The sequence below is a fragment of the Siminovitchia thermophila genome (assembly GCF_016909185.1).
Taxonomy (GTDB): Bacteria; Bacillota; Bacilli; order Bacillales; family Bacillaceae_C; genus Siminovitchia; species Siminovitchia thermophila.
Window position 1 is genome coordinate 52,823 of the sequence record NZ_JAFBFH010000016.1, and the last position, 21,476, is coordinate 74,298.

Below are 21,476 nucleotides of genomic sequence, written 5' to 3' on the forward strand. Positions count from 1 at the left end.
GGAAAAATTATATCATGAAAGCCTTTCTTTCTGAATAAGCATGGAGTGATAAGGACAACTACTACTTCTTTTGAAGGGAAGGCGGGTGTTGCTTGTTGAAATTCCATCAAATGAAACTAGAAGAAGTGGAACAAACACTTCATACGAATATAACGAATGGTTTGACTCGTAAAGCTGTTCATAAAAAACGGGAGAAGTTCGGCTGGAATGAATTGTCCGAGGGGGAGCGGCCGTCGGCTATCCTGCTCTTTTTTAACCAATTTAAAGATTTTATGGTGCTTGTTCTTCTGGCAGCTACGCTTATTTCCGGACTCCTCGGTGAATACCTGGATGCGGTGGCCATCATGGTCATTGTTTTAATAAACGGTTTCTTAGGCTTTTTACAGGAAAATAAAGCAGAAAAGTCCCTGCAGGCGTTAAAAAATTTATCGGCTCCGCAAGTTACTGTGTTGCGGGATGGCGAATGGCAAAAGATCAATTCGAAAGAAGTTGTTCCCGGGGATATTATCAAATTTGCAAGCGGTGACCGGATTGGCGCTGATATGCGGATTATTGCCGCGAATAATTTGGAGATTGAGGAATCTGCTTTAACTGGTGAATCCATCCCTGCTCCGAAATTTACAGAACCCATTGCTGAAACGAATCCGCCGCTAGGGGATTTGGCGAACATGGCATTTAAGGGAACGTTGGTTACTCGCGGAAATGGGGTAGGGGTTGTGACCGCTATTGGAATGTCCACAGTGATGGGCAATATAGCCGGAATGATCCAGACAGCCGAATCCGTTATGACGCCTTTGCAAAGAAGGTTGGATCAACTCGGAAAAATATTGATTTCCGTGGCACTTGTTTTGACAGTACTTGTCGTCATTACGGGAATCATCCATGGCCACGATGTTTATACGATGTTCTTGGCGGGAGTTTCCTTGGCTGTGGCGGCTATTCCCGAAGGTTTGCCGGCCATCGTTACGATCGCATTATCTCTTGGCGTGCAGCGGATGATACGAAAAAATGCGATTGTTCGCAAGCTGCCGGCTGTTGAAACACTTGGGTGCGCATCTATTATTTGTTCGGACAAGACCGGAACGATGACCCAAAACAAAATGACTGTGACAAAAATTTGGAATGGTGGAAAAGACTGGGATGTAACGGGAACCGGATATCATCTTGAGGGCGAATTTTTTTATCAGGATCATAAGGTGGACGTGCTGAAGGAAAAAACACTTCAACAATTGCTCATTTTTGGAGCCTTATGCAATAACGCCTCCGTTTCTGTTACTGGTAATGAAGTCGAGTTGGATGGAGACCCGACGGAAGGCGCCTTATTGATTGCTGCCTTGAAAGCGGGATATGAAAAACAGACGCTATTAAATGAATTTACAGTTGAAAAAGAATATCCGTTTGATTCTGAACGAAAAATGATGAGTGTGCTTGTCAAGGATCGCTCCGGCCGCCGTTTGATTATTTCCAAAGGGGCACCGGATGTGCTCATTACGAAATGCCAAAGGGCTTTATGGGGCGAAACCGTAAAACCGATTAATGATTTCATTCGAAAAGAGGTAGACGGGGCGGTCGAGGAGCTTGCTGTCCAAGCATTGAGGACGATTGCCGTCGGTTGCAAAGAACTCCACTCCCCAGACATTCCGCAAACGGCTCAAGAGGCCGAAAGCGGCCTGACGTTTATCGGGTTATTCGGAATGATCGATCCGCCGCGTCCCGAAGTGAAAGCCGCCGTTGAAGAGTGTCGCCAGGCCGGAATTAAAACCATTATGATTACCGGTGATCACGTCGTTACCGCCCGGGCCATTGCCAAACAATTGGGGATACTGGAAACAGGAAAGGAAAGCAGAAACGTGATGGACGGACAAATGCTGGACGATATGTCCGTTCAGGAGCTGGAAGGAACCGTTGAGGATGTTGGGGTGTTTGCCCGGGTATCTCCAGAACATAAATTGAAGATTGTCAAGGCATTGCAAAACAGAGGCCATGTTGTCGCCATGACCGGTGACGGGGTAAACGACGCGCCCGCGATCAAAGCGGCTGATATCGGAATTGCCATGGGAATTACTGGAACAGACGTGTCAAAAGAAGCATCTTCTTTAATTTTACTTGACGATAACTTTGCCACCATCAAGGCCGCCATCAAGGAAGGGCGGAACATTTATGAAAACATTCGTAAATTCATCCGTTATTTACTGGCTTCAAATGTAGGGGAAATTCTTGTGATGTTATTCGCGATGCTCTTGTACCTGCCGCTTCCGTTGGTCCCCATTCAAATTTTATGGGTCAATCTTGTAACTGATGGATTGCCGGCCATGGCTCTTGGGTTGGACCAGCCTGAAGAAAATGTGATGCACAGAAAACCGCGGCATCCAAAGGAAGGTGTCTTTGCCCGCAAGCTAGGGTGGAAAATTGTTTCCCGCGGATTTTTGATCGGCATCGTTTCGTTAATTGCTTTTATCATCGTCTACAGACGGGATCCTTCTGATCTTTCCTATGCCCAGACGATTGCTTTTACTACCCTTGTACTGTCCCAGCTTATACATGTTTTTGATTGCCGAAGCGAAATATCCGTTTTTTCAAGAAATCCGTTTGAAAACAAGTACTTGGTTTGGGCTGTCATTTCCTCGGCATTGCTGACTGTGGCGGTTATTTATATCCCGGTACTCCAGCCGATTTTTCATACTGTCCCCATTTTACCTTTGGACTGGTTGTTGGTATTGGGTCTCAGTTGTTTCCCGACTTTCTTATTGGCAGGTTCATTGTTTTCAAGAAAAAACAAATAATGTTATGATATAATCGATGAAGGTAATAGGATGAAGCTATTACCTTTCTTATTGTGTATGAAGCGACCGGGAGTGACTGTGAATGGCTGCAAGCATGACGGGATTTGGACGAAGCATAAAACAAACGGAAAATTTGAGCATTCAAGTAGAAATAAAAACGGTTAACCACCGTTTTTTGGAATATAGCATCAAATTACCCCAAGCTTTCGCCTATGCTGATATGGAAATAAGAAAATGCTTGAACAAATACATAAAGCGGGGCCGGGTAGAGGTTCATGCAACGTTTTCTGGCACATGGAATGCGGCAAAGGAATTGCATATTGACTGGAATCTTTTAGACAGTTATTATCAGTTTATACAGCAGGCCAGCGAAAGGTATCAATTGCCTTCAGACCTGTCGGTTACGGATGTATTACATATTGATGAAGCAGTAGTTGTCAGCGAAGGCAGGCGAGATGTCGACGATCTTGTTACTGTCCTGATGGAGGCTGTTGAAGAAGCCGCAGATAAACTTCTGGAAATGCGGATAAGGGAAGGAGAAAACTTGCTTTCCGATCTGGCAAACCACATTTCTTCGTTACATCTCCTCGTAGAAAAGGCAAAGATGCAGGCTCCAAAAGCAGAAATGGCTTATCGGAAAAAACTTGAAAAGAAATTGAAAGATGTGGCTGGCGACATGTTAGATGACACAAGAATCGCAACGGAGGCGGCTGTTTTTGCCGATAAATCCGATATAAGTGAAGAGCTGGCCAGGCTTGCAAGCCATATCGCACAGTTTACAGAAACAATGAACTCCAAGGGACCCGTCGGTCGGAAACTCGATTTCATTATCCAAGAAATGAACAGGGAAGCGAATACAATTGGTTCAAAAGGAAGCGATTCTGACATTTCGTCGCTCGTAGTGGAAATGAAAGTGTTGATCGAAAAGCTACGGGAGCAAGTGCAAAATTTGGAGTAAATAACGGTTGTAAAAGCAAACAACCGTCAATACTGGGAGGAGCAGCATGCCGGTACAGTTATTAAACATAGGGTTTGGAAATATTGTTTCCGCCAATCGAATTATTTCCATTGTCAGTCCTGAATCTGCCCCTATCAAAAGGATGATTCAGGATGCACGGGAACGTGCCACGCTCATTGATGCCACTTATGGGAGAAGAACGCGGGCCGTCATCATAATGGACAGTGATCATATTATTCTGTCAGCGGTGCAGCCTGAAACGGTTGCGCAACGGTTAGTATCGAATGGCCAGGAAGAGGGGTAGGAAACGGACATATGAAAGAGAAAGGCATTCTGATTGTATTATCAGGCCCATCCGGAGTGGGCAAAGGAACGGTGAGAAAGGCTGTATTTTCCCGTCCGGACGCAACATTTGCATATTCAATTTCCATGACAACACGCAAGCCGCGCGAAGGGGAAGTTGATGGGGTCGATTATTTTTTCAAGTCAAGGGAAGAGTTCGAGCGGCTGATCAAGGAAGGGAAACTTCTCGAGTATGCCGAATACGTCGGTCATTATTACGGAACTCCCATTGATTATGTAAAAGAAACACTTGCTTCCGGAAAAGATGTTTTTTTAGAGATTGAGGTACAAGGAGCAAAGCAGGTTCGGGAAAAGTTTCCAGATGGACTTTTTATTTTTCTCATGCCACCCAGCCTTGACGAGCTGAAAAAAAGAATTGTCGGCCGGGGCACTGAGTCCATTGAGCTCATTCATAATCGGATGGAAGCGGCCAAGAAAGAAATTGAATTAACAAGCATGTACGATTATATTGTGGAAAATGACGATGTCGAACGCGCAGTTGATAAAATTAATGCCATTGTGCAGGCGGAACATTGCCGCAGCGAACGTGTCATCGACAAATACATAAAAATGCTGGAGGTGGAATAACATGCTATATCCTTCTATTGATAAGTTAATGGAAGTGATTGACTCCAAATATTCACTCGTTTCCATTGCCGCAAAAAGAGCCCGTGATCTGAAGGATCATAACAAGCCTCTTTTGGAAAAATACGTTTCCCATAAATATGTCGGCAAGGCATTGGAAGAAATAAATGAAGGTGTCCTCAAAGTCAAGGTCGAAGACAACGCGCTAGCCGAATAGGGAAAATAATCAACCTGTCCGCCAGGATAGGTTGTTTTTTCTTTTCTATAACACGATTATCATTCATAATAGAAGAAAATAAGAAAAGTGTACAATAAAGGAGATATATGTCGTGAATAAAAAAAAAATCTTGCTTTGTATTTCTGGGGGAATCGCAGTATACAAAGCGGCGGATTTAACGAGCAAGCTTGTTCAATCAGGCTTTGAAGTGAAAGTGATCATGACCGCCTCCGCAGTAAAGTTTGTTACACCGCTGACATTTCAGGCTCTTTCGAGAAATGAAGTCCATATAGATACCTTTGCCGAAAATGACCCATCTGTTATTGCCCACATTGATCTGGCGGGTTGGGCAGATTTGGTGTTGGTCGTTCCGGCTACGGCCAATATGATCGGGAAATTGGCGAACGGCATCGCAGATGACATGATCTCCACGACTCTTTTGGCCACGACTGCGCCCGTATGGATTGCTCCCGCCATGAATGTCCATATGTATAACCACCCATCCGTGAAAAAAAATATCGAAACCCTTTTGGAATATGGTGTCCGTATGATTGAGCCGGGATCGGGGTATTTGGCATGCGGATATGTGGGGAAGGGCAGATTGGAAAGCCCGGCCGTTATTTTGGAAAAAGTGGAGGAGTTTTTTGCGCCCAAGCAAGCGGTATTACAAAATCAAACTGTCCTTGTCACGGCAGGACCCACAAAAGAAAAGCTTGATCCAGTCCGTTACTTTACAAACAGATCAAGCGGAAAAATGGGTTATGCATTGGCGGAGCAGGCTGCTTTGCTCGGGGCAAACGTCATTTTAATATCTGGAACGGATCGTCTTCCGATCCCGCAAGATGTTACGTGGATACATGTTGAAAGTGCAGAGGACATGTATAAAGAAGTGATGAAACATTCCGTTGGAGCCGATATCATCATAAAGAGCGCCGCCGTGGCTGATTACCGGCCGAAGCAGATGTTTGACTCCAAAATAAAGAAATCAGCAGACCGAATCATGATCGAGATGGAAAAAACGACAGATATCCTTTATGAACTCGGAAAAAGAAAGAAGGATCAATTTTTGGTAGGTTTTGCTGCTGAAACAAATCATGTTGAAGAATATGCGAGAGAAAAGCTTACAAGAAAAAACGCCGATATGATTGTTGCCAACAATGTCACCCTTGAAGGAGCCGGATTTGAAGGGAATACCAACATCGTAACGATCTATCATAAGGATGGTTCCGCGAAGGAGTTACCAATAATGAGCAAAGCGGATATTGCCAAAGAAATTCTAATGGAGATCGCTTCACAAATGGGGGAATGGCAAACATGACAATTGCCCGGGTCATTGTTGATGTTCCCGCAATTGGAACAGATAAAGAGTTTGATTACGCCATACCTGAAAAATGGCGGGAAATGATTCAGCCGGGAATGCGTGTTGCCGTGCCATTTGGCCCCCGGATTATTCAAGGGTTTGTCATTGGGTTGAAAGATACGACAGATGTTCCACGTTTAAAATCCATCAGTAAGCCATTGGATATGACGCCCGTTTTAAATAAGGAGCTTCTGAGATTAGGAGAGTGGATTGCCGAACAAACGTTGTCTTTTAAGATCACTTCCTTCCATGCAATGCTTCCAGCCGCCATGAAAGCAAAGTATAAAAAAGTCATCCGGAAAACGGATCATATGAAACTGATTTCTTTAGACGACTTATTTGGCGGAAAGCAGGAAATAGACTGGAAGGAGGCAGAAAAACGAAATCTGCTCCCTGATCTTCACAAAGAGATCAATAAAGGCAATGCCGAAGTCATTTATCTTGTAAAGGACCGGGCGAAAACGAAAAAAATGAAAATAGTGCAGCCGGCAGTGCCACATCATGAGCTGAGAGTGGCTGCCGATGAGCTTCCAAAGAATGCAGTGAACCAAATAAAGCTGCTGCAATATATTCATGCTGCACAAGAGGAATCATTTGAGGCGGGGGATTTGGCCGCCCGCGCGGAAGTGCCCCGGCAAACGATTGCGGCACTTGTCAAAAAGGGAATTTTATCTGAAACAGAAGAAGACGTATATCGGGACCCATATAAGCACAAACATTTTCAGCGGACGACCCCGTTGCCGCTCACTGCCCAACAGCAAGAGGCCATTCGCCCGATATTGGAAACGATTGAAACAAATATCCACCAAACGTTCATGCTTTTCGGTGTAACAGGCAGCGGCAAGACAGAAGTCTATTTACAGTCCATTCATGAAGTGATCAAAAAAGGGGAAGAGGCGATTGTCCTTGTACCAGAAATTGCACTTACCCCGCAAATGGTAGAAAGATTTAAAGGACGATTTGGAAGTGATGTGGCTGTCCTGCACAGTCGGCTTTCCATTGGCGAACAGTATGACGAGTGGCGCAAAATCCAAAAAAAGGAAGTCAAAGTCGTTGTCGGAGCGCGTTCAGCCGTGTTTGCCCCTTTCGAAAACTTGGGAATCATTATTATAGATGAAGAACATGAAACGAGCTATAAGCAGGAAGAAACACCGCGCTATCATGCCCGGGACGTTGCCATTGAAAGGGCAAAATATCATCAGTGCCCAGTCGTTCTTGGCAGCGCCACACCTTCACTCGAGTCGTTTGCCAGGGCTCAAAAAGGAGTTTACCAACTGTTGACATTGTCTAAAAGGATGAATGAAAAACAGTTACCTTCGGTAGCAATTGTGGATATGCGGGAGGAAATGAGAAGCGGCAACCGGTCGATGTTTTCCAAAGAGCTTTTTGAAAAACTCAAAGACAGGCTTGCCAAACGGGAACAAACGGTTTTATTTTTGAATCGCCGCGGTCATTCTACGTTTTTAATGTGCCGCGATTGCGGATTTGTCATGCAATGCCCGCACTGCGACATTACGCTGACATTTCACCGCTATTCCAATGAAATGAAGTGCCATTATTGCGGGTTTCAAACGGAGGCGCCGCAAACCTGCCCGGACTGCGCAAGTTCGCATATCCGTTATTTTGGTACCGGAACACAAAAAGTGGAAGAAGAGCTTTCTAAATTGCTTCCAGAGGCCAGGGTGATCAGGATGGACGTGGACACAACTGGACGAAAAGGTGCCCACGAACGGCTATTAGACCATTTTCAGGCGGGACGAGCGGATATTTTGCTTGGAACACAAATGATTGCCAAAGGGCTAGATTTTCCCAATATTACCCTTGTTGGCGTATTAAGTGCCGATACGATGCTTCATTTGCCGGATTTTCGCGCTGCCGAAAAAACGTTCCAGCTTCTGACGCAAGTGAGCGGGAGAGCAGGAAGACATGAATTATCTGGAGAAGTGGTCATTCAAACATATTCACCTGAACATTACAGCATCCAGCTTGCGGGGAAGCAGGATTACGATCGTTTTTACAGGCAGGAAATGGCCATGAGAAAACTTGGCTCATATCCTCCTTTTTACTATCTGGCATTAATCACGGTTCAACACGAAGACTTAATGAAAGTCATTTCCGTTACCGAAAAAATATCCAACTATATGAAAGCAAGAATATCGCAAGATGCCATTTTATTGGGGCCTGTCGCATCCCCCATCCCCAGAATCAATGATAGATATCGTTATCAATGTTTGATAAAATACAAGCGGGAACCGAACCTTTTTCCAGCATTGAAGAAAGTGCTTGAACATTATCAAACGAAACTTTCAAAAGAGGGATTATCCATCTCCATCGATGTTAATCCTTATATGATGATATAACTGACAGAAATGAGGAACTCATAGTGGCTATTCTACCCATCGTATGTCATCCAAACGAAATGTTGGAGAAGAGCTGTGAACGTGTCACTCTTTTTGACGAAGCTCTTGGATCACTGTTGAATGATATGTATGAAACAATGATCGCCGCTGATGGAGTTGGGCTAGCCGCTCCGCAAATAGGCGTTGGTCAACAAATTGCAATCGTGGACATTGGTGAGGAATATGGTGATGAGTATATTGAACTGATTAATCCTGTCATCGTACAGGCAAGTGGTTCAGAAACTGATATAGAGGGCTGTTTGAGCATGCCCGGTTTATATGGAAAGGTCCCACGCCATCGCATTGTCGTTGTAAAAGCAATGGATCGGCATGGACAAGTATTTTCCATAAAAGCCGAAGGCTTTTTAGCCAGGGCTCTGCAGCATGAAATTGATCATTTGCAAGGCATTTTGTTTACAACAAAAGTCACTGAATATGTAACGGAATCTGAATTGGCGACATTGGAAGGGAGCGAACTGAATGACTAAGGTGATATTTATGGGAACGCCCGATTTTGCCGTCCCCATTTTAAGAACGTTGATCGAGGATGGGTATGATGTGGCCGCAGTCGTTACCCAGCCGGACAGGCCGGTTGGCAGGAAAAGGATATTGACGCCGCCGCCTGTAAAAAAAGAAGCGGAAAAGTGGAATATTCCCGTCTACCAGCCTGAGAAAATCAGTGAAGCAGCAGAAACGGACAAAATCCTGGAGCTTTCCCCGGACTTGATCGTCACGGCTGCTTTTGGGCAACTGTTGCCAAGCCCCATTTTGGATGCTCCTAAACACGGCTGCATAAATGTCCATGCTTCCTTGTTGCCTGAGCTTCGGGGCGGGGCGCCGATTCACCACGCCATCATGCGCGGGATGGCCAAAACAGGGATCACGATCATGTATATGGTTGAAAAACTCGATGCCGGAGATATTATCAGTCAAGTGGAAGTTCCCATTACCGAACAAGATGACGTCGGTTCCTTGCATGACAAGCTGAGTGAAGCAGGGGCAACCCTTTTGTCGACAACACTTCCGAAGCTTCTCGCCGGTGAACTAAATCCCCGTCCCCAGGAAGAATCACAAGCAACTTATGCTTTCAACATCACCCGTGAACAAGAACAAATTGACTGGTCTTCTTCCGGAGAAGACATATACAATCATATTCGCGGTTTATGCCCTTGGCCGGTTGCCTATACAACTTTCGACGGTGACATTTTAAAAATTTGGCAAGCGCAAAAAAAGCATATCGAAGCAAAAAAGAAGCCGGGAACGATTGTCCAGGTTGAAAAAGACGGTTTTCTAGTATCCACGGGAAACAATACAGGCATCAAAATATTGGAATTGCAGCCTGCGGGGAAGAAAAAAATGTCAGCGTCCCAATATTTAAGAGGAGCAGGGGCTTCCATCAAAGAAGGCGATCTTTTAGGAGAATAAAACATGAAAAAGCCACCGAAAAACGTTCGCGAAGTTGCATTGGACATATTAGAAGCAGTGGAAAAACAAAGGTCATACAGCAATCTTCTGCTGAACAGCTTCATTAAAAAATATCAATTAAAAGGGCCTGATACGGCTTTGCTGACAGAAATGGTCTACGGAACAATCCAAAGAAAGATGACCCTTGATTATTATTTGGAGCCGTTTATTAAAAAGAAATTGGAGAACTGGGTTCGCAATTTGTTGCGGCTTTCCGTATATCAAATGGTTTATTTGGATAAAATTCCTGATCGGGCTGTTATTCACGAAGCAGTAGAAATAGCCAAAAAACGTGGCCATCGAGGTATTGCCGGGCTTGTGAACGGTGTATTAAGGTCCATTCAGAGAAACGGTATACCATCCCTGGATTCTATCTCAGATCCCGCACAACGCCTGGCGATTGCGACTAGCCACCCACAGTGGCTGGTCGAGCGGTGGATCACTCAGTATGGACTTGAAAAAACGCAAGACATGTGTGAAAAGAATTTGCAGGCTCCTGTTCAAACAGCGAGGGTAAACGTGTTAAAAACGTCAAGGGAACACTTGCTTGAATTACTGGAAGAAGAAGGCCTTATTGCAGAGCCGAGCCCCATTATTCCCATTTCTGTTCGAGCTGTCAAGGGCAACTTGGCGCATTCGAAATATTATGAGAAGGGATATTTTACCATTCAGGATGAAAGCTCCATGCTGGCCGCCTACGCGCTCAACCTTTCTCCCCGTCAAAAGGTGCTTGATGCTTGCGCGGCTCCCGGGGGCAAAGCGGCTCATATTGCCGAGATGCTGGAAAATACAGGGGAAGTCATTGCGCTCGATCTTCACGCCCATAAAGCAAAATTGATTACCGAGCAGGCGAACCGGTTAAGCCTTCAAAACATAACAGTCCAAATACTTGACAGCCGGAAGGTAAACGAGATATTTCCTGAGAAATCCTTTGACAGGGTGCTCGTAGATGCGCCTTGTTCGGGTTTAGGTGTTCTGCGTCGGAAGCCGGACATCAAGTATGCCAAGACGGCGGCAGATATTTATTCCCTGAAAACTGTTCAAGCCGATATATTGAATGCAACAGCAAAGCTTGTGAAAACAGGCGGGGTGCTCGTTTACAGTACATGTACGGTTGATCAGGAAGAAAACGTAAAAGTTGCTGAGAACTTTCTGATTGATCACCCTGACTTTGAACCGTATCCATTACAATTGCCGGAGGCGATATCCGCCTTGGCAAATGGATATTACGTGCAAATCATGCCCCAAGATTTTGACAGTGACGGCTTTTTCATTTCATCATTTAGAAAAAAGGAAGAATAAAAAGTCGTTCCAAATTGACTTATGGGATGAGGTGGATCGCAATTGAAAGCAATATTTAAAACAGATACGGGAAAAGTCCGGCCGCATAATGAAGATAACGGTGGTGTTTTTGTAAATCATCGCGGCGATTATCTTGCCATTGTTGCAGACGGGATGGGCGGGCACAAGGCAGGGGAAGTGGCAAGCCAATGTGCTGTAAGCCATTTGAAAGATCAGTGGCAGCAAGTGGATACGATGGAGACCCCTGCTCAGGCAGAAAATTGGTTTCGAACGAATATAACGGCGGTCAACAAGCAAATTTTAAAATATTCCCGGGAAAACAAAGAGTATGAGGGCATGGGCACAACGATTGTGGCGGTCATTGTTACCGATAAATTTGCGACGGTGGCCAATATCGGGGACAGCCGCTGTTATGTGATGAATGAACAAGGGTATAAACAATTAACGGAAGATCATTCATTTGTCAACGAATTGGTGAAAACAGGGCAAATTACGCCTGAAGATGCGGCCCATCACCCACGTAAAAATATCGTGTTAAAAGCGGTTGGAACCGAGCCGGACATCGAAATGGACACGAAAACAATCACCTTTGAAGAAGGGGATAAAATATTGCTCTGTTCCGATGGTTTGTCGGACAAGGTAACGAAGGACGAGATGGAATCAATTTTAAATGAACAGGGCGATGTAGAAGAAAAAGCCGGAAAATTGATACAGATGGCTAATCAATACGGCGGTGAGGACAATATTTCACTCGCCATTATTGAATATGAAGCCCGCGGTGAAAGCAGGTGTAATGGATGCTGATCGGAAAAAGGATAAGCGGGCGCTATAAGATCATAAAAGTAATTGGCGGAGGAGGAATGGCGAACGTTTATCTGGCCCACGACATGATCTTGGACCGGGATGTGGCTGTAAAAGTATTGAGACTTGACTTCGCAGATGAAGACGAATTTATCCGCCGTTTTCAAAGAGAAGCCCAGTCCGCTACGAGCCTTGCTCATTCCAATATTGTCAATATATATGACGTGGGTGAGGAAGGAAATATATACTATATTGTAATGGAATATGTCGATGGAATGACGTTAAAACAATACATACAACAAAATCATCCCATATCGGTGGAAAAAACGCTTGACATTATGAAACAGCTAACATCCGGACTTTCCCATGCGCATTACAATCACATTATCCATCGCGACATAAAGCCGCAAAATATATTGATTGATCATGAAGGAACCGTCAAAATTACGGATTTTGGCATTGCCATGGCTTTAAGCGCAACCTCGATTACCCATACGAATGCCGTTTTGGGTTCCGTTCATTACTTGTCTCCTGAACAAGCGCGCGGAGGCATGGCCACTAAAAAGTCAGATATATATTCACTCGGGATTGTCATGTTTGAACTTCTTACGGGAAGGCTCCCATTCTTCGGGGAATCGGCGGTATCCATTGCACTGAAACATTTGCAGTCAGAAACCCCATCTCCAAGACGGTGGAATCCAGATATCCCGCAAAGTGTTGAAAATATTGTTTTAAAAGCAACAGCAAAGGATCCTTTTTTACGCTACAATAATGTAGATGAGATGGAAAAAGACTTAGAAACGGCCCTTGACCCGGATCGGCTGCAAGAGCCTAAATTTTTGATTCCCGAAGATGAAGAGGCGACAAAAGCCATTCCGGTTATTACGGATCATGACATCAATTCCTCAGGGGACGAAACGGTTATTCATCCTAACAGTTCGGACAATAACCCCGAGAAAAAAGAAAAGAAGAAGAAAAAGCCGAGAAAAAAGTTGCTTTGGATTATTGGATCGATCATAACCCTTGCACTTTTATTGGTATTGTTGTTTACCATTATTTTGCCAGCAGTCCTTGGGGCGAAAATTGTCAACGTACCTGATGTAAGCGGAAAAGAATACGACGATGCAGTTCTGGCGCTGGTTGATGCCGGCTTGGAGGTCGGTGAAACAATAGAAACCCCGGATGAAGAGTTTAAAGAAGGCGAAGTCATTAAAACAAGCCCCAAAGCGGGTCGGGAAGTTAAAAAGGGCAGTGTCATCGACATTTATTTAAGTACGGGAGAAGAAAAATTCGTCATGTCAGATTACACGGGACGACCGTACGAAGACATTCTTACATTGTTGAATGATGAAGACTTTAAGGAAATTAAAAAAGAAATGGTGACTTCAGACGAAGAACCGGGGACGATCATTGAGCAGGATCCTTCACCTGGATCGGAAGTAGTTCCTTCCGAAACGACGGTTACTTTCACCGTTAGCCAAGGGGCAGAGAGAATTACGCTAAGAGATTTGAGAGGGTACAATAAAAAAGGTTTGGAAAGCTACGAGGAATCTACTGGTTTAACGATTGACTCCTCTGCGGAAGAATATTCGAACGAAGTTGATGCAGGTCTCGTCATATCACAGGAGCCTGCCGCAGGGACCGAACTAAAAAAGGGCGATACAGTCAAGGTGGTCATTTCCAAAGGGGAAAAAGAAATCCCCCCCAAAACCGTGACAAAAGAAATTACGATTCCATATGAACCCGCAGAAAAGGGGAAATCTCAAGAAGTAAGAATCTTTATAGAGGATATGAATCATAGTATGACGGTTCCTGCAGAAATTTTTTTAATCAACTCCAATGTTAAGAGGGAGATCCAATTAAAGGTTGAAAAAGACAAAAAAGCCGGTTATAAAGTGGTGAGGGACAATACAGTCATACTGGAAGAGGAAGTGCCTTATCCAAATGATTAATATTTGAAAGGAAGGATGCCATGACCAAAGGAAAGATTATTAAAGCGTTAAGCGGTTTTTACTATGTATTGGCGGGAGATCAAATAGTCCAATGCAGGGGAAGAGGCGTTTTCCGCAAAAAGAATATACATCCGCTCGTTGGCGATTATGTTACATTTCAGGCTGAAAATGAGCAAGAAGGTTATATTATGGCGATTGAGCCGAGAAAAAATGAACTGACACGTCCGCCAATAGCGAATATTGACCAGGGCATCCTGGTCTTTTCCGCCAAAGAACCGGACTTTAACACACTTCTTCTAGATCGCTTTCTATCCGTTGTGGAGGCAAACAATATTCATCCTATTATTTGCATGACGAAGATTGATTTGCTTTTGGAAGAGGAGAGGAAGCAACTTGATCGTTATGTGGAAGACTATCGGACGATCGGCTATGATGTTATTTTGGTGTCTGCTTTGACCGGTGAAGGGATAGACCAGCTTTTGCCGCATATTGATTCAAAAGTGAGTGTTCTAGCCGGACAGTCAGGTGTCGGAAAATCTTCTCTTTTGAATGCGTTGCGACCAGAGCTTGATTTAAAAACAGGACATATTTCATCACATCTTGGACGAGGCAAGCATACAACCCGCCATGTTGAATTGCTGCAAATTGGTGAAGGACTTGTTGCGGATACGCCGGGATTTAGTTCCCTAGAATTTCCCGAGATGGAGGAGGCCGAATTAGGACGAGCATTTCCGGAAATTTTTGCAGCGAGTGCAAGTTGCAAGTTTCGTCGTTGCCTTCATGTAAATGAACCGGGGTGCGCGGTGATAAAATCCGTCGAAGAAGGCGATATTTGTTTATACAGATATGAACATTACAAGAAATTTTTGGAAGAAATTAAAGAGAGAAAGCCGAGGTATTAGGTTATGAAAATAGCGCCATCCATATTGGCTGCGGACTTTACAAAGCTGGGGGAGGAAATTAAAGAAGTTGAAGCCGCAGGAGCAGATTTGATCCATATTGACGTCATGGACGGTCATTTTGTCCCCAACATCACGATGGGCCCCGCAGTAGTAGAAGCGATCCGGTCTATTACAGAGCTCCCTCTTGATGTTCATCTTATGATTGAAAATCCGGATCAATATATTGAGGCATTCGCCAAAGCGGGGGCGGATTATATGACCGTTCATGTCGAGGCTTCGCCCCACTTGCATCGAACACTGGATGAGATCAAAAAGCAAGGGATAAAATCAGGTGTTGTTCTTAACCCGGCAACACCGGCAGAATCGATAAAATATGTGCTCGACAACATTGATATGGTCTTGTTGATGACAGTAAATCCGGGATTTGGCGGGCAATCATTTATTCATTCCGTGCTCCCCAAAATTACCGAAGTAAGGAATATGGGGCTGAAACATGGTGTTCAATTTGATATTGAAGTGGATGGCGGCATTAATCCCGAAACGGCGAAGCTATGCAAAGAAGCCGGCGCGACTGTCTTGGTAGCCGGTTCCTCTATTTTTCAACAAAAAGACAGAAAAAAAGCCTTGCTGGAAATCCGTAAAGAAATCGTTTAGAAAGGAATAAACGTTGGGAATGACAAAACCAATCATCCATATCGTTGCTGGAGGTCCGAGGAATTTAATCCCGGATCTGTCTTTGTTTATCGATCATCCCGTACTTTGGGCAGGGGTCGATCACGGGGTTCGCACAATCTTCCAGGCAGGTATCGCCCCCCATGTCGCTGTTGGGGATTTTGATTCGATCAGTAAGGAAGAGTGGCAGCAAATTGAAAAGAAAGTACCCGCGATTCACAAGTTTCGCCCGGAAAAAGATGAAACAGACATGGAACTGGCTTTATTGTGGGCCGTCGGGCAAACACCGGAAAAAATCGTTATTTTTGGGGCAACCGGTGGCAGACTCGATCATTTTATGGCAAACGCCTTTTTGGTGGCGGCCTATAAACAGAAATACCCTGACATTATGTTTGAATTAATTGATACAAATAATACCATTTCAGTCTGGTTGCCCGGCATGCACACCATTGAGCAGGACACCGCAAAAAAATATGTCTCTTTTATTCCCGTGTTTAACGAGGTTATAGGGCTTACATTGTCGGGTTTCAAATATCCATTACGCAATCATACGGTTCCGCTCGGCTCTTCACTATGCGTCAGCAATGAACTTATTCGGCAAACCGGTCATTTTTCTTTTGAAAAAGGCATATTAATGATGATAAGGAGCATGGATTAATGTTTCTAACATGTTTGTTTGCTTCGTGTACTAATGAATACATGTTGAATAAGATAAGAGTGAAAACAGCTATTTCTCTTTAAAGCGGTGAGGAGGGGACCTGTATGAAGTTTTACACGATCAAGCTTCCGAGGTTTTTAGGCGGCATAGTACGGGCGATGCTTAGTACATTTAAAAAAGGTTGAATCAAAATGCAAAGAGGCACCTATACGAATAGGCGCCCTTTTTTATAGAGAGAATTGCCTTTCATAAGAAAGAGCAATTTTCTCACTGCCATTATACTCTTTGAACTTTTCCTGATTTGAGTGCGCGTGCTGATACCCACACCCGCTTTGGTTTCCCGTTCACTAAAATCCGCACTTTTTGCAAGTTGGCACCCCATGTGCGTCTGTTTGCATTCATAGCATGAGAACGTTTATTGCCCGTAGCTGTTTTACGCCCGGTAATGACGCATTGCTTCGCCATAAAGATTCCCTCCAATCCATATAAATCCCCATAAATCAACTGTTGACCAAAAGAAGCGCCGCATTTCTTGATTGCTTCCCTCGCGCACATCGGGTGTGCTGGATGTGCCAGCGCTGAAGCTGCGGGCAGTGTTCTTTAACACACTACACTCCGGTGCCGCTCGGTTGCTTTCTTGCGAACTGCTTGCTTTTTTTGCTCAAACCGCCAGTTGATGGTTACATTAATCTTTATTCGTAAATAATACTTTAATAATTTATCATACAACGGGCCAGAATGCAACAAATCTTCTCCCTGCTGTTAAGTTTTTTTTCTTTACGGAGCAATCAAATAAAAATGATTCAGCTTTAAAATTTACCTCTGTTATAGTAAGATAAGCATAGCCATAAACTTGAACCGTTCAACCTTTTGGAAAGAGAATAGGAGGGAGCAACATGTCCATTGAAATGAAAACGAAGTACGGCCAAATCGACATATCGAATGAAACGATCGCAACGATTGCCGGTGGAGCGGCGATTGATTGCTATGGTATCGTCGGTATGGCTTCCAGAAATCAAATTAGAGATGGGCTGACTGAAATATTGCGCAGAGATAATTTTTCGCGCGGAGTGGTCATCCGTCAGGAAGAAGGCGCCTTCCACATCGATATGTACATAATTGTCAGCTATGGAACAAAAATTTCAGAAGTGGCTTACAACGTCCAATCAAAGGTTAAGTATACATTGAAAAAAATGATCGGACTATCAGCCGATACAGTCAATATATTTGTTCATGGAGTTCGGGTTACGAACCCGTAATGAGGAGGAAAAGTTTGTGTCGATAACATCATTGGATGGAAATCGCTTCGCTGAGATGGTTACTCACGGAGCCGATTACTTATCAGCCAATGCCGAGTTGGTTGATGCCTTAAATGTTTTTCCTGTGCCTGACGGCGATACAGGTACAAATATGAAATTATCAATAAATTCGGGAGCAAAAGAGGTACAAAAAAATGTACAAGATCACATAGGCAAGGTAGGTGCCGCTTTTTCCAAAGGCTTGTTAATGGGAGCCCGCGGGAATTCCGGCGTCATTTTATCCCAGCTTTTTCGGGGATTTTCCAAAGAAATTGAAACCAAATCCGCTTTATCGAGCAGAGAATTTGCCCGCGCATTGGAAGCAGGCGTTCAAACAGCTTATAAAGCAGTCATGAAACCAGTGGAAGGAACGATTTTGACAGTAGCAAAAGATGCCGCCAAACAAGCGGTGGAAACCGCCAAAACGACGGTGGATATTGCAGAAGTAATGGATGATACTCTGGCTGCTGCAAAAAAGTCGCTCTCCCGGACCCCCGATCTGCTACCCGTTTTAAAGGAAGTAGGTGTTGTAGACAGCGGTGGGCAGGGACTTGTTTTTATATATGAAGCCTTTCTGGCAGTTTTGAAAGGACAAGTTCTTTCGCGCGCTCCCCGAACGGACGTCCGCTCGATGGAAGAACTGGTAAACGCGCAGCATCACCAAAATGTTCACGGATTTATGAGTACGGAAGATATTGAATTTGGATATTGCACAGAATTCATGGTCCGTTTGGAAAAAGATCACAAACCTTTTTATGAAGAAACCTTCCGGAAAGACTTGAGTGAATACGGTGATTCCCTGCTTGTTATTTCCGATGAAGAGGTGGCAAAAGTCCACATTCACTCCGAGCAGCCCGGAGAGGTCTTATCATACGGCCAGCAGTACGGTCCACTTATTCATATAAAGATTGAAAATATGCGGGAGCAGCACAGCGCCCTTGTAAAAGAGCGCCCGGCTTTAGCCCCATCCACTCCGGTTGTTGAGAAAAAGAAACAGGAGAAATGGGGAATAGTTGCTGTTGCCACTGGAGAAGGCGTCGCTAAATTGTTAAAAAGCACCGGCGTTTCCGCCATTATCGAAGGCGGCCAAACGATGAACCCGAGTACCGAAGACTTGCTTAACGCCGTCAATCGGGTAAATGCTGAAAACATCATTATTCTTCCTAATAATAAGAATATTGTCATGGCAGCGGAACAGGCAGCCGAAGTTGCCAAGGGAAACATCTTTGTTGTTCCATCAAAGACAATTCCTGAGGGGATCGCCGCTATGCTGGCATTCCATCCGGATCGGGACCTAGAAAGCAACGTACAGGCAATGAAAAATGCGATGCAATTGGTAAAAACAGGACAAATTACGTATGCTGTCAGGGATACGTCCATCGATGGAATGGAAATCAAAAAAGATGACTATATGGGCATTGCCAACGGTAAAATCGTAACAACAAACAAAAACTTGTTGGAAGCGGCCAAAAATTTGTTGATAAAAATGATTGAGGATGACTCGGAAATTTTGACGATCATTTATGGAGAAGGCACCGAACCGGCGGTTGCGGAACAATTGGGCCGGTTTGCCGAAGAGCAGTTTCCTGATATAGAGGTTGAACTCCATGACGGGGGCCAGCCTGTATACGACTTTATTTTTTCAGTTGAGTGATATGCTCCTGAAATAAGGAAGGAGGGAGGCAAGCAGCCCATGACCGATTTACAAAATATAGACGTAACAGTAGTAAAAGGAATTGGGAAGGAAACGGCCGTCCAGCTTGCCGATATGGGGATTCACTCCATTCAAGATTTAATGTACTACTTGCCTTACCGTTACGATGACATGAGAGTGCGTGATTTGGCCGACGTTCAACACGATGAGCGGATAACGGTTGAAGGGAAGGTTCATAGTGAACCTTCTCTTGTATTTTATGGAAGAAAAAAGAACAGGCTGACGATCCATCTTTTGGTTGATAAATACTTGATTAAGGCAGTATTTTTCAATCGATCGTATTTAAAGGGCAAGTTGGCGCCGAATGATGTGATTACTGTGTCCGGAAAGTGGGACAAACATCGGCAAACCATTACATGCAGCCACATCGTTTTTGGTCCACACCAGCAAGTCACGCCATTCCTTCCTGTTTATCCGGTAAAAGGGAATGTTACGGTTCCAGCGCTGCGTCGCTATATAGAACATGCCCTGAAAAAATACGGCTGCTCCGTGGGAGATATTCTTCCAAAAGCAGTAAGAGACCGCTACAAATTGGCTCCTATACAGGATGCTCTAGCATTCATCCATTTTCCGAAAACGGAGGAGGAGATGAAGCAGGCGCGCAGACGGTTTGTCTACGAGGAATTTTTATTGTTCCAATTAAAGCTTCAAGTGTTCAGGAAAATGAGAAGGGAACGAACACGGGGAGTCGGCCAAGACTATCATTTGAAGCAATTGAAGCAGTTTATCTCGACCCTCCCTTTTTCTTTGACGAATGCACAGAAAAAAGCAGTCAATGACATTTGTGCAGATTTAAAATCGCCTTACAAAATGAACAGGCTGCTTCAGGGGGACGTCGGTTCGGGGAAAACGGTTGTGGCCGCGATTGCGTTGTACGCAAGTTATACGGCGGGTTTCCAGGGGGCTTTAATGGTTCCAACGGAAATATTGGCCGAACAGCATGCCGAATCGTTAAGCAAGCTGTTCGCCAATACGGACTTGACAATAGGCTTGTTAACCAGCTCAGTAAAAGGGAAGGCCCGCCAAGAAATATTGGAACGGCTTCAAAATGGAGAGATTGATATATTAGTGGGAACGCATGCCTTGATTCAAGATGAGGTGCATTTTTCAAATCTGGGGCTCGTCATTACAGATGAACAGCACCGCTTCGGTGTAGAACAGCGGAGAGTTTTAAAAGAAAAAGGGGAAAATCCGGACGTTTTATTTATGACTGCCACCCCAATTCCCCGAACGCTCGCTATTACTGTTTTTGGCGAGATGGATGTGTCTGTTATTGACGAAATGCCTGCCGGCAGAAAGCCTGTTGAAACGTTTTGGGCAAAGCATGAAATGCTGGATCGGGTACTTTCATTAATGGAAAAAGAGTTGAATAAAGGCAGGCAGGCCTATGTCATATGCCCCTTAATTGAAGAGTCGGAGAACTTGGATGTCCAAAATGCGATTGACGTGTATAATTTGCTGGCCAATCATTTTCACGGCAGGTTTCATACAGGCTTGATGCACGGACGCCTCCCCTCTTCAGAAAAAGAGGAAGTCATGAAAGCATTCAGCGCCAATAAAATCCAAGTCCTTGTTTCGACAACTGTTGTGGAAGTAGGAGTCAATGTTCCAAATGCGACATTCATGCTGATTTATGATGCGGAAAGATTCGGGTTATCCCAGTTGCACCAACTGCGCGGCCGAGTTGGACGCGGCTCCGGACAATCGTATTGCATTTTGCTTGCCGATCCGAAAAATGAAACCGGGAAAGAACGAATGAAAATTATGACAGAAACGAATGACGGATTTGTATTGAGTGAACGTGACCTAGAATTGCGTGGGCCAGGGGATTTCTTCGGAAAAAAACAAAGCGGGCTGCCTGAGTTTCGAGTGGCGGACATGGTCCATGATTACCGAATTTTGGAAATTGCCCGCGCCGACGCGATCCGTTTCATTGAACTGGACGAATTTTGGCAGGATGATGAATATGCGTCGCTTAGATGTTATCTTGAAGAATCGGGAGCTATGTCCGGAGAGAAATTAGATTAAGATATTCCAATAATGTTGCATGACAATCCACCTTTTTATAT

Annotated in this window: 20 protein-coding genes; 19 read left to right on the forward strand and 1 reads right to left on the reverse strand. The window is 44.5% G+C overall.

The genetic code is table 11. The features are described from left to right. Positions 1-95: 95 nt before the first annotated feature. The 16 genes from JOC94_RS12315 (at position 96) to spoVM (ending at position 16,580) form a co-directional block, all read left to right on the forward strand. Positions 96-2,783, forward strand: coding sequence for a calcium-translocating P-type ATPase, SERCA-type (locus tag JOC94_RS12315; protein ID WP_205179464.1), 2,688 nt, complete (start codon positions 96-98; stop codon positions 2,781-2,783). An 82-nt stretch (positions 2,784-2,865) separates the two neighbouring features. Further along, on the forward strand, positions 2,866-3,741 hold the full coding sequence (locus tag JOC94_RS12320) for a YicC/YloC family endoribonuclease (protein WP_077111779.1): 876 nt from the start codon (positions 2,866-2,868) through the stop codon (positions 3,739-3,741). A 46-nt stretch (positions 3,742-3,787) separates the two neighbouring features. After that, positions 3,788-4,045, forward strand: a complete 258-nt coding sequence (remA, locus tag JOC94_RS12325) for an extracellular matrix/biofilm regulator RemA (protein WP_077111778.1) — start codon at positions 3,788-3,790, stop codon at positions 4,043-4,045. An 11-nt stretch (positions 4,046-4,056) separates the two neighbouring features. After that, complete coding sequence (gene gmk, locus JOC94_RS12330; RefSeq protein WP_077111777.1) at positions 4,057-4,671, forward strand: guanylate kinase; 615 nt, start codon at positions 4,057-4,059, stop codon at positions 4,669-4,671. Between the two features lies 1 nt (position 4,672). Further along, positions 4,673-4,885 carry a DNA-directed RNA polymerase subunit omega gene (gene rpoZ / locus JOC94_RS12335; protein WP_077111776.1) on the forward strand — a complete coding sequence of 71 codons (213 nt, stop codon included), beginning with the start codon at positions 4,673-4,675 and terminating at the stop codon, positions 4,883-4,885. Positions 4,886-4,997: 112 nt separating this feature from the next. Next, positions 4,998-6,203, forward strand: a complete 1,206-nt coding sequence (coaBC, locus tag JOC94_RS12340) for a bifunctional phosphopantothenoylcysteine decarboxylase/phosphopantothenate--cysteine ligase CoaBC (protein WP_205179434.1) — start codon at positions 4,998-5,000, stop codon at positions 6,201-6,203. Next, the gene (gene priA, locus JOC94_RS12345; protein ID WP_205179436.1) at positions 6,200-8,605 is read left to right on the forward strand and encodes a primosomal protein N'; all 2,406 of its coding nucleotides are present in this window, start codon (positions 6,200-6,202) and stop codon (positions 8,603-8,605) included. Before coaBC ends, priA begins: the two co-directional genes overlap by 4 nt. A gap of 23 nt (positions 8,606-8,628) precedes the next feature. Next, positions 8,629-9,132: a peptide deformylase gene (gene def / locus JOC94_RS12350; RefSeq protein ID WP_205179438.1), complete on the forward strand. Its 504-nt coding sequence runs from the start codon at positions 8,629-8,631 to the stop codon at positions 9,130-9,132. Further along, complete coding sequence (fmt, locus tag JOC94_RS12355; protein WP_205179440.1) at positions 9,125-10,069, forward strand: methionyl-tRNA formyltransferase; 945 nt, start codon at positions 9,125-9,127, stop codon at positions 10,067-10,069. Before def ends, fmt begins: the two co-directional genes overlap by 8 nt. 3 nt (positions 10,070-10,072) lie before the next feature. Then, positions 10,073-11,410, forward strand: a complete 1,338-nt coding sequence (rsmB, locus tag JOC94_RS12360) for a 16S rRNA (cytosine(967)-C(5))-methyltransferase RsmB (protein WP_205179442.1) — start codon at positions 10,073-10,075, stop codon at positions 11,408-11,410. A gap of 42 nt (positions 11,411-11,452) precedes the next feature. After that, complete coding sequence (locus JOC94_RS12365) at positions 11,453-12,214, forward strand: Stp1/IreP family PP2C-type Ser/Thr phosphatase (RefSeq protein ID WP_205179444.1); 762 nt, start codon at positions 11,453-11,455, stop codon at positions 12,212-12,214. Continuing rightward, on the forward strand, positions 12,208-14,163 hold the full coding sequence (gene pknB, locus JOC94_RS12370) for a Stk1 family PASTA domain-containing Ser/Thr kinase (protein ID WP_205179446.1): 1,956 nt from the start codon (positions 12,208-12,210) through the stop codon (positions 14,161-14,163). Before JOC94_RS12365 ends, pknB begins: the two co-directional genes overlap by 7 nt. 20 nt (positions 14,164-14,183) lie before the next feature. Then, positions 14,184-15,065: a ribosome small subunit-dependent GTPase A gene (gene rsgA / locus JOC94_RS12375; RefSeq protein ID WP_205179453.1), complete on the forward strand. Its 882-nt coding sequence runs from the start codon at positions 14,184-14,186 to the stop codon at positions 15,063-15,065. 3 nt (positions 15,066-15,068) lie between these two features. Continuing rightward, positions 15,069-15,719, forward strand: a complete 651-nt coding sequence (gene rpe, locus JOC94_RS12380) for a ribulose-phosphate 3-epimerase (protein ID WP_205179454.1) — start codon at positions 15,069-15,071, stop codon at positions 15,717-15,719. A gap of 19 nt (positions 15,720-15,738) precedes the next feature. Next, complete coding sequence (locus JOC94_RS12385) at positions 15,739-16,395, forward strand: thiamine diphosphokinase (RefSeq protein WP_205179455.1); 657 nt, start codon at positions 15,739-15,741, stop codon at positions 16,393-16,395. 104 nt (positions 16,396-16,499) lie between these two features. Continuing rightward, positions 16,500-16,580 carry a stage V sporulation protein SpoVM gene (spoVM, locus tag JOC94_RS12390; protein ID WP_077111765.1) on the forward strand — a complete coding sequence of 27 codons (81 nt, stop codon included), beginning with the start codon at positions 16,500-16,502 and terminating at the stop codon, positions 16,578-16,580. A 91-nt stretch (positions 16,581-16,671) separates the two neighbouring features. Here spoVM and rpmB read toward each other — a convergent pair whose 3' ends face one another. Further along, on the reverse strand, positions 16,672-16,860 hold the full coding sequence (rpmB, locus tag JOC94_RS12395; protein ID WP_205179456.1) for a 50S ribosomal protein L28: 189 nt from the start codon (positions 16,858-16,860) through the stop codon (positions 16,672-16,674). A 431-nt stretch (positions 16,861-17,291) separates the two neighbouring features. Here rpmB and JOC94_RS12400 point away from each other — a divergent pair, with 431 nt between their 5' ends. The 3 genes from JOC94_RS12400 to recG are packed head-to-tail and all read left to right on the forward strand — an operon-like array spanning position 17,292 to position 21,435. Beyond that, on the forward strand, positions 17,292-17,654 hold the full coding sequence (locus JOC94_RS12400) for an Asp23/Gls24 family envelope stress response protein (RefSeq protein WP_077111763.1): 363 nt from the start codon (positions 17,292-17,294) through the stop codon (positions 17,652-17,654). 16 nt (positions 17,655-17,670) lie between these two features. Then, positions 17,671-19,347, forward strand: coding sequence for a DAK2 domain-containing protein (locus tag JOC94_RS12405; protein ID WP_205179457.1), 1,677 nt, complete (start codon positions 17,671-17,673; stop codon positions 19,345-19,347). 39 nt (positions 19,348-19,386) lie between these two features. Continuing rightward, entirely contained in the window at positions 19,387-21,435 is a 2,049-nt protein-coding gene (recG, locus tag JOC94_RS12410; RefSeq protein ID WP_077111761.1) for an ATP-dependent DNA helicase RecG, read from the forward strand. Positions 21,436-21,476: the final 41 nt, after the last annotated feature.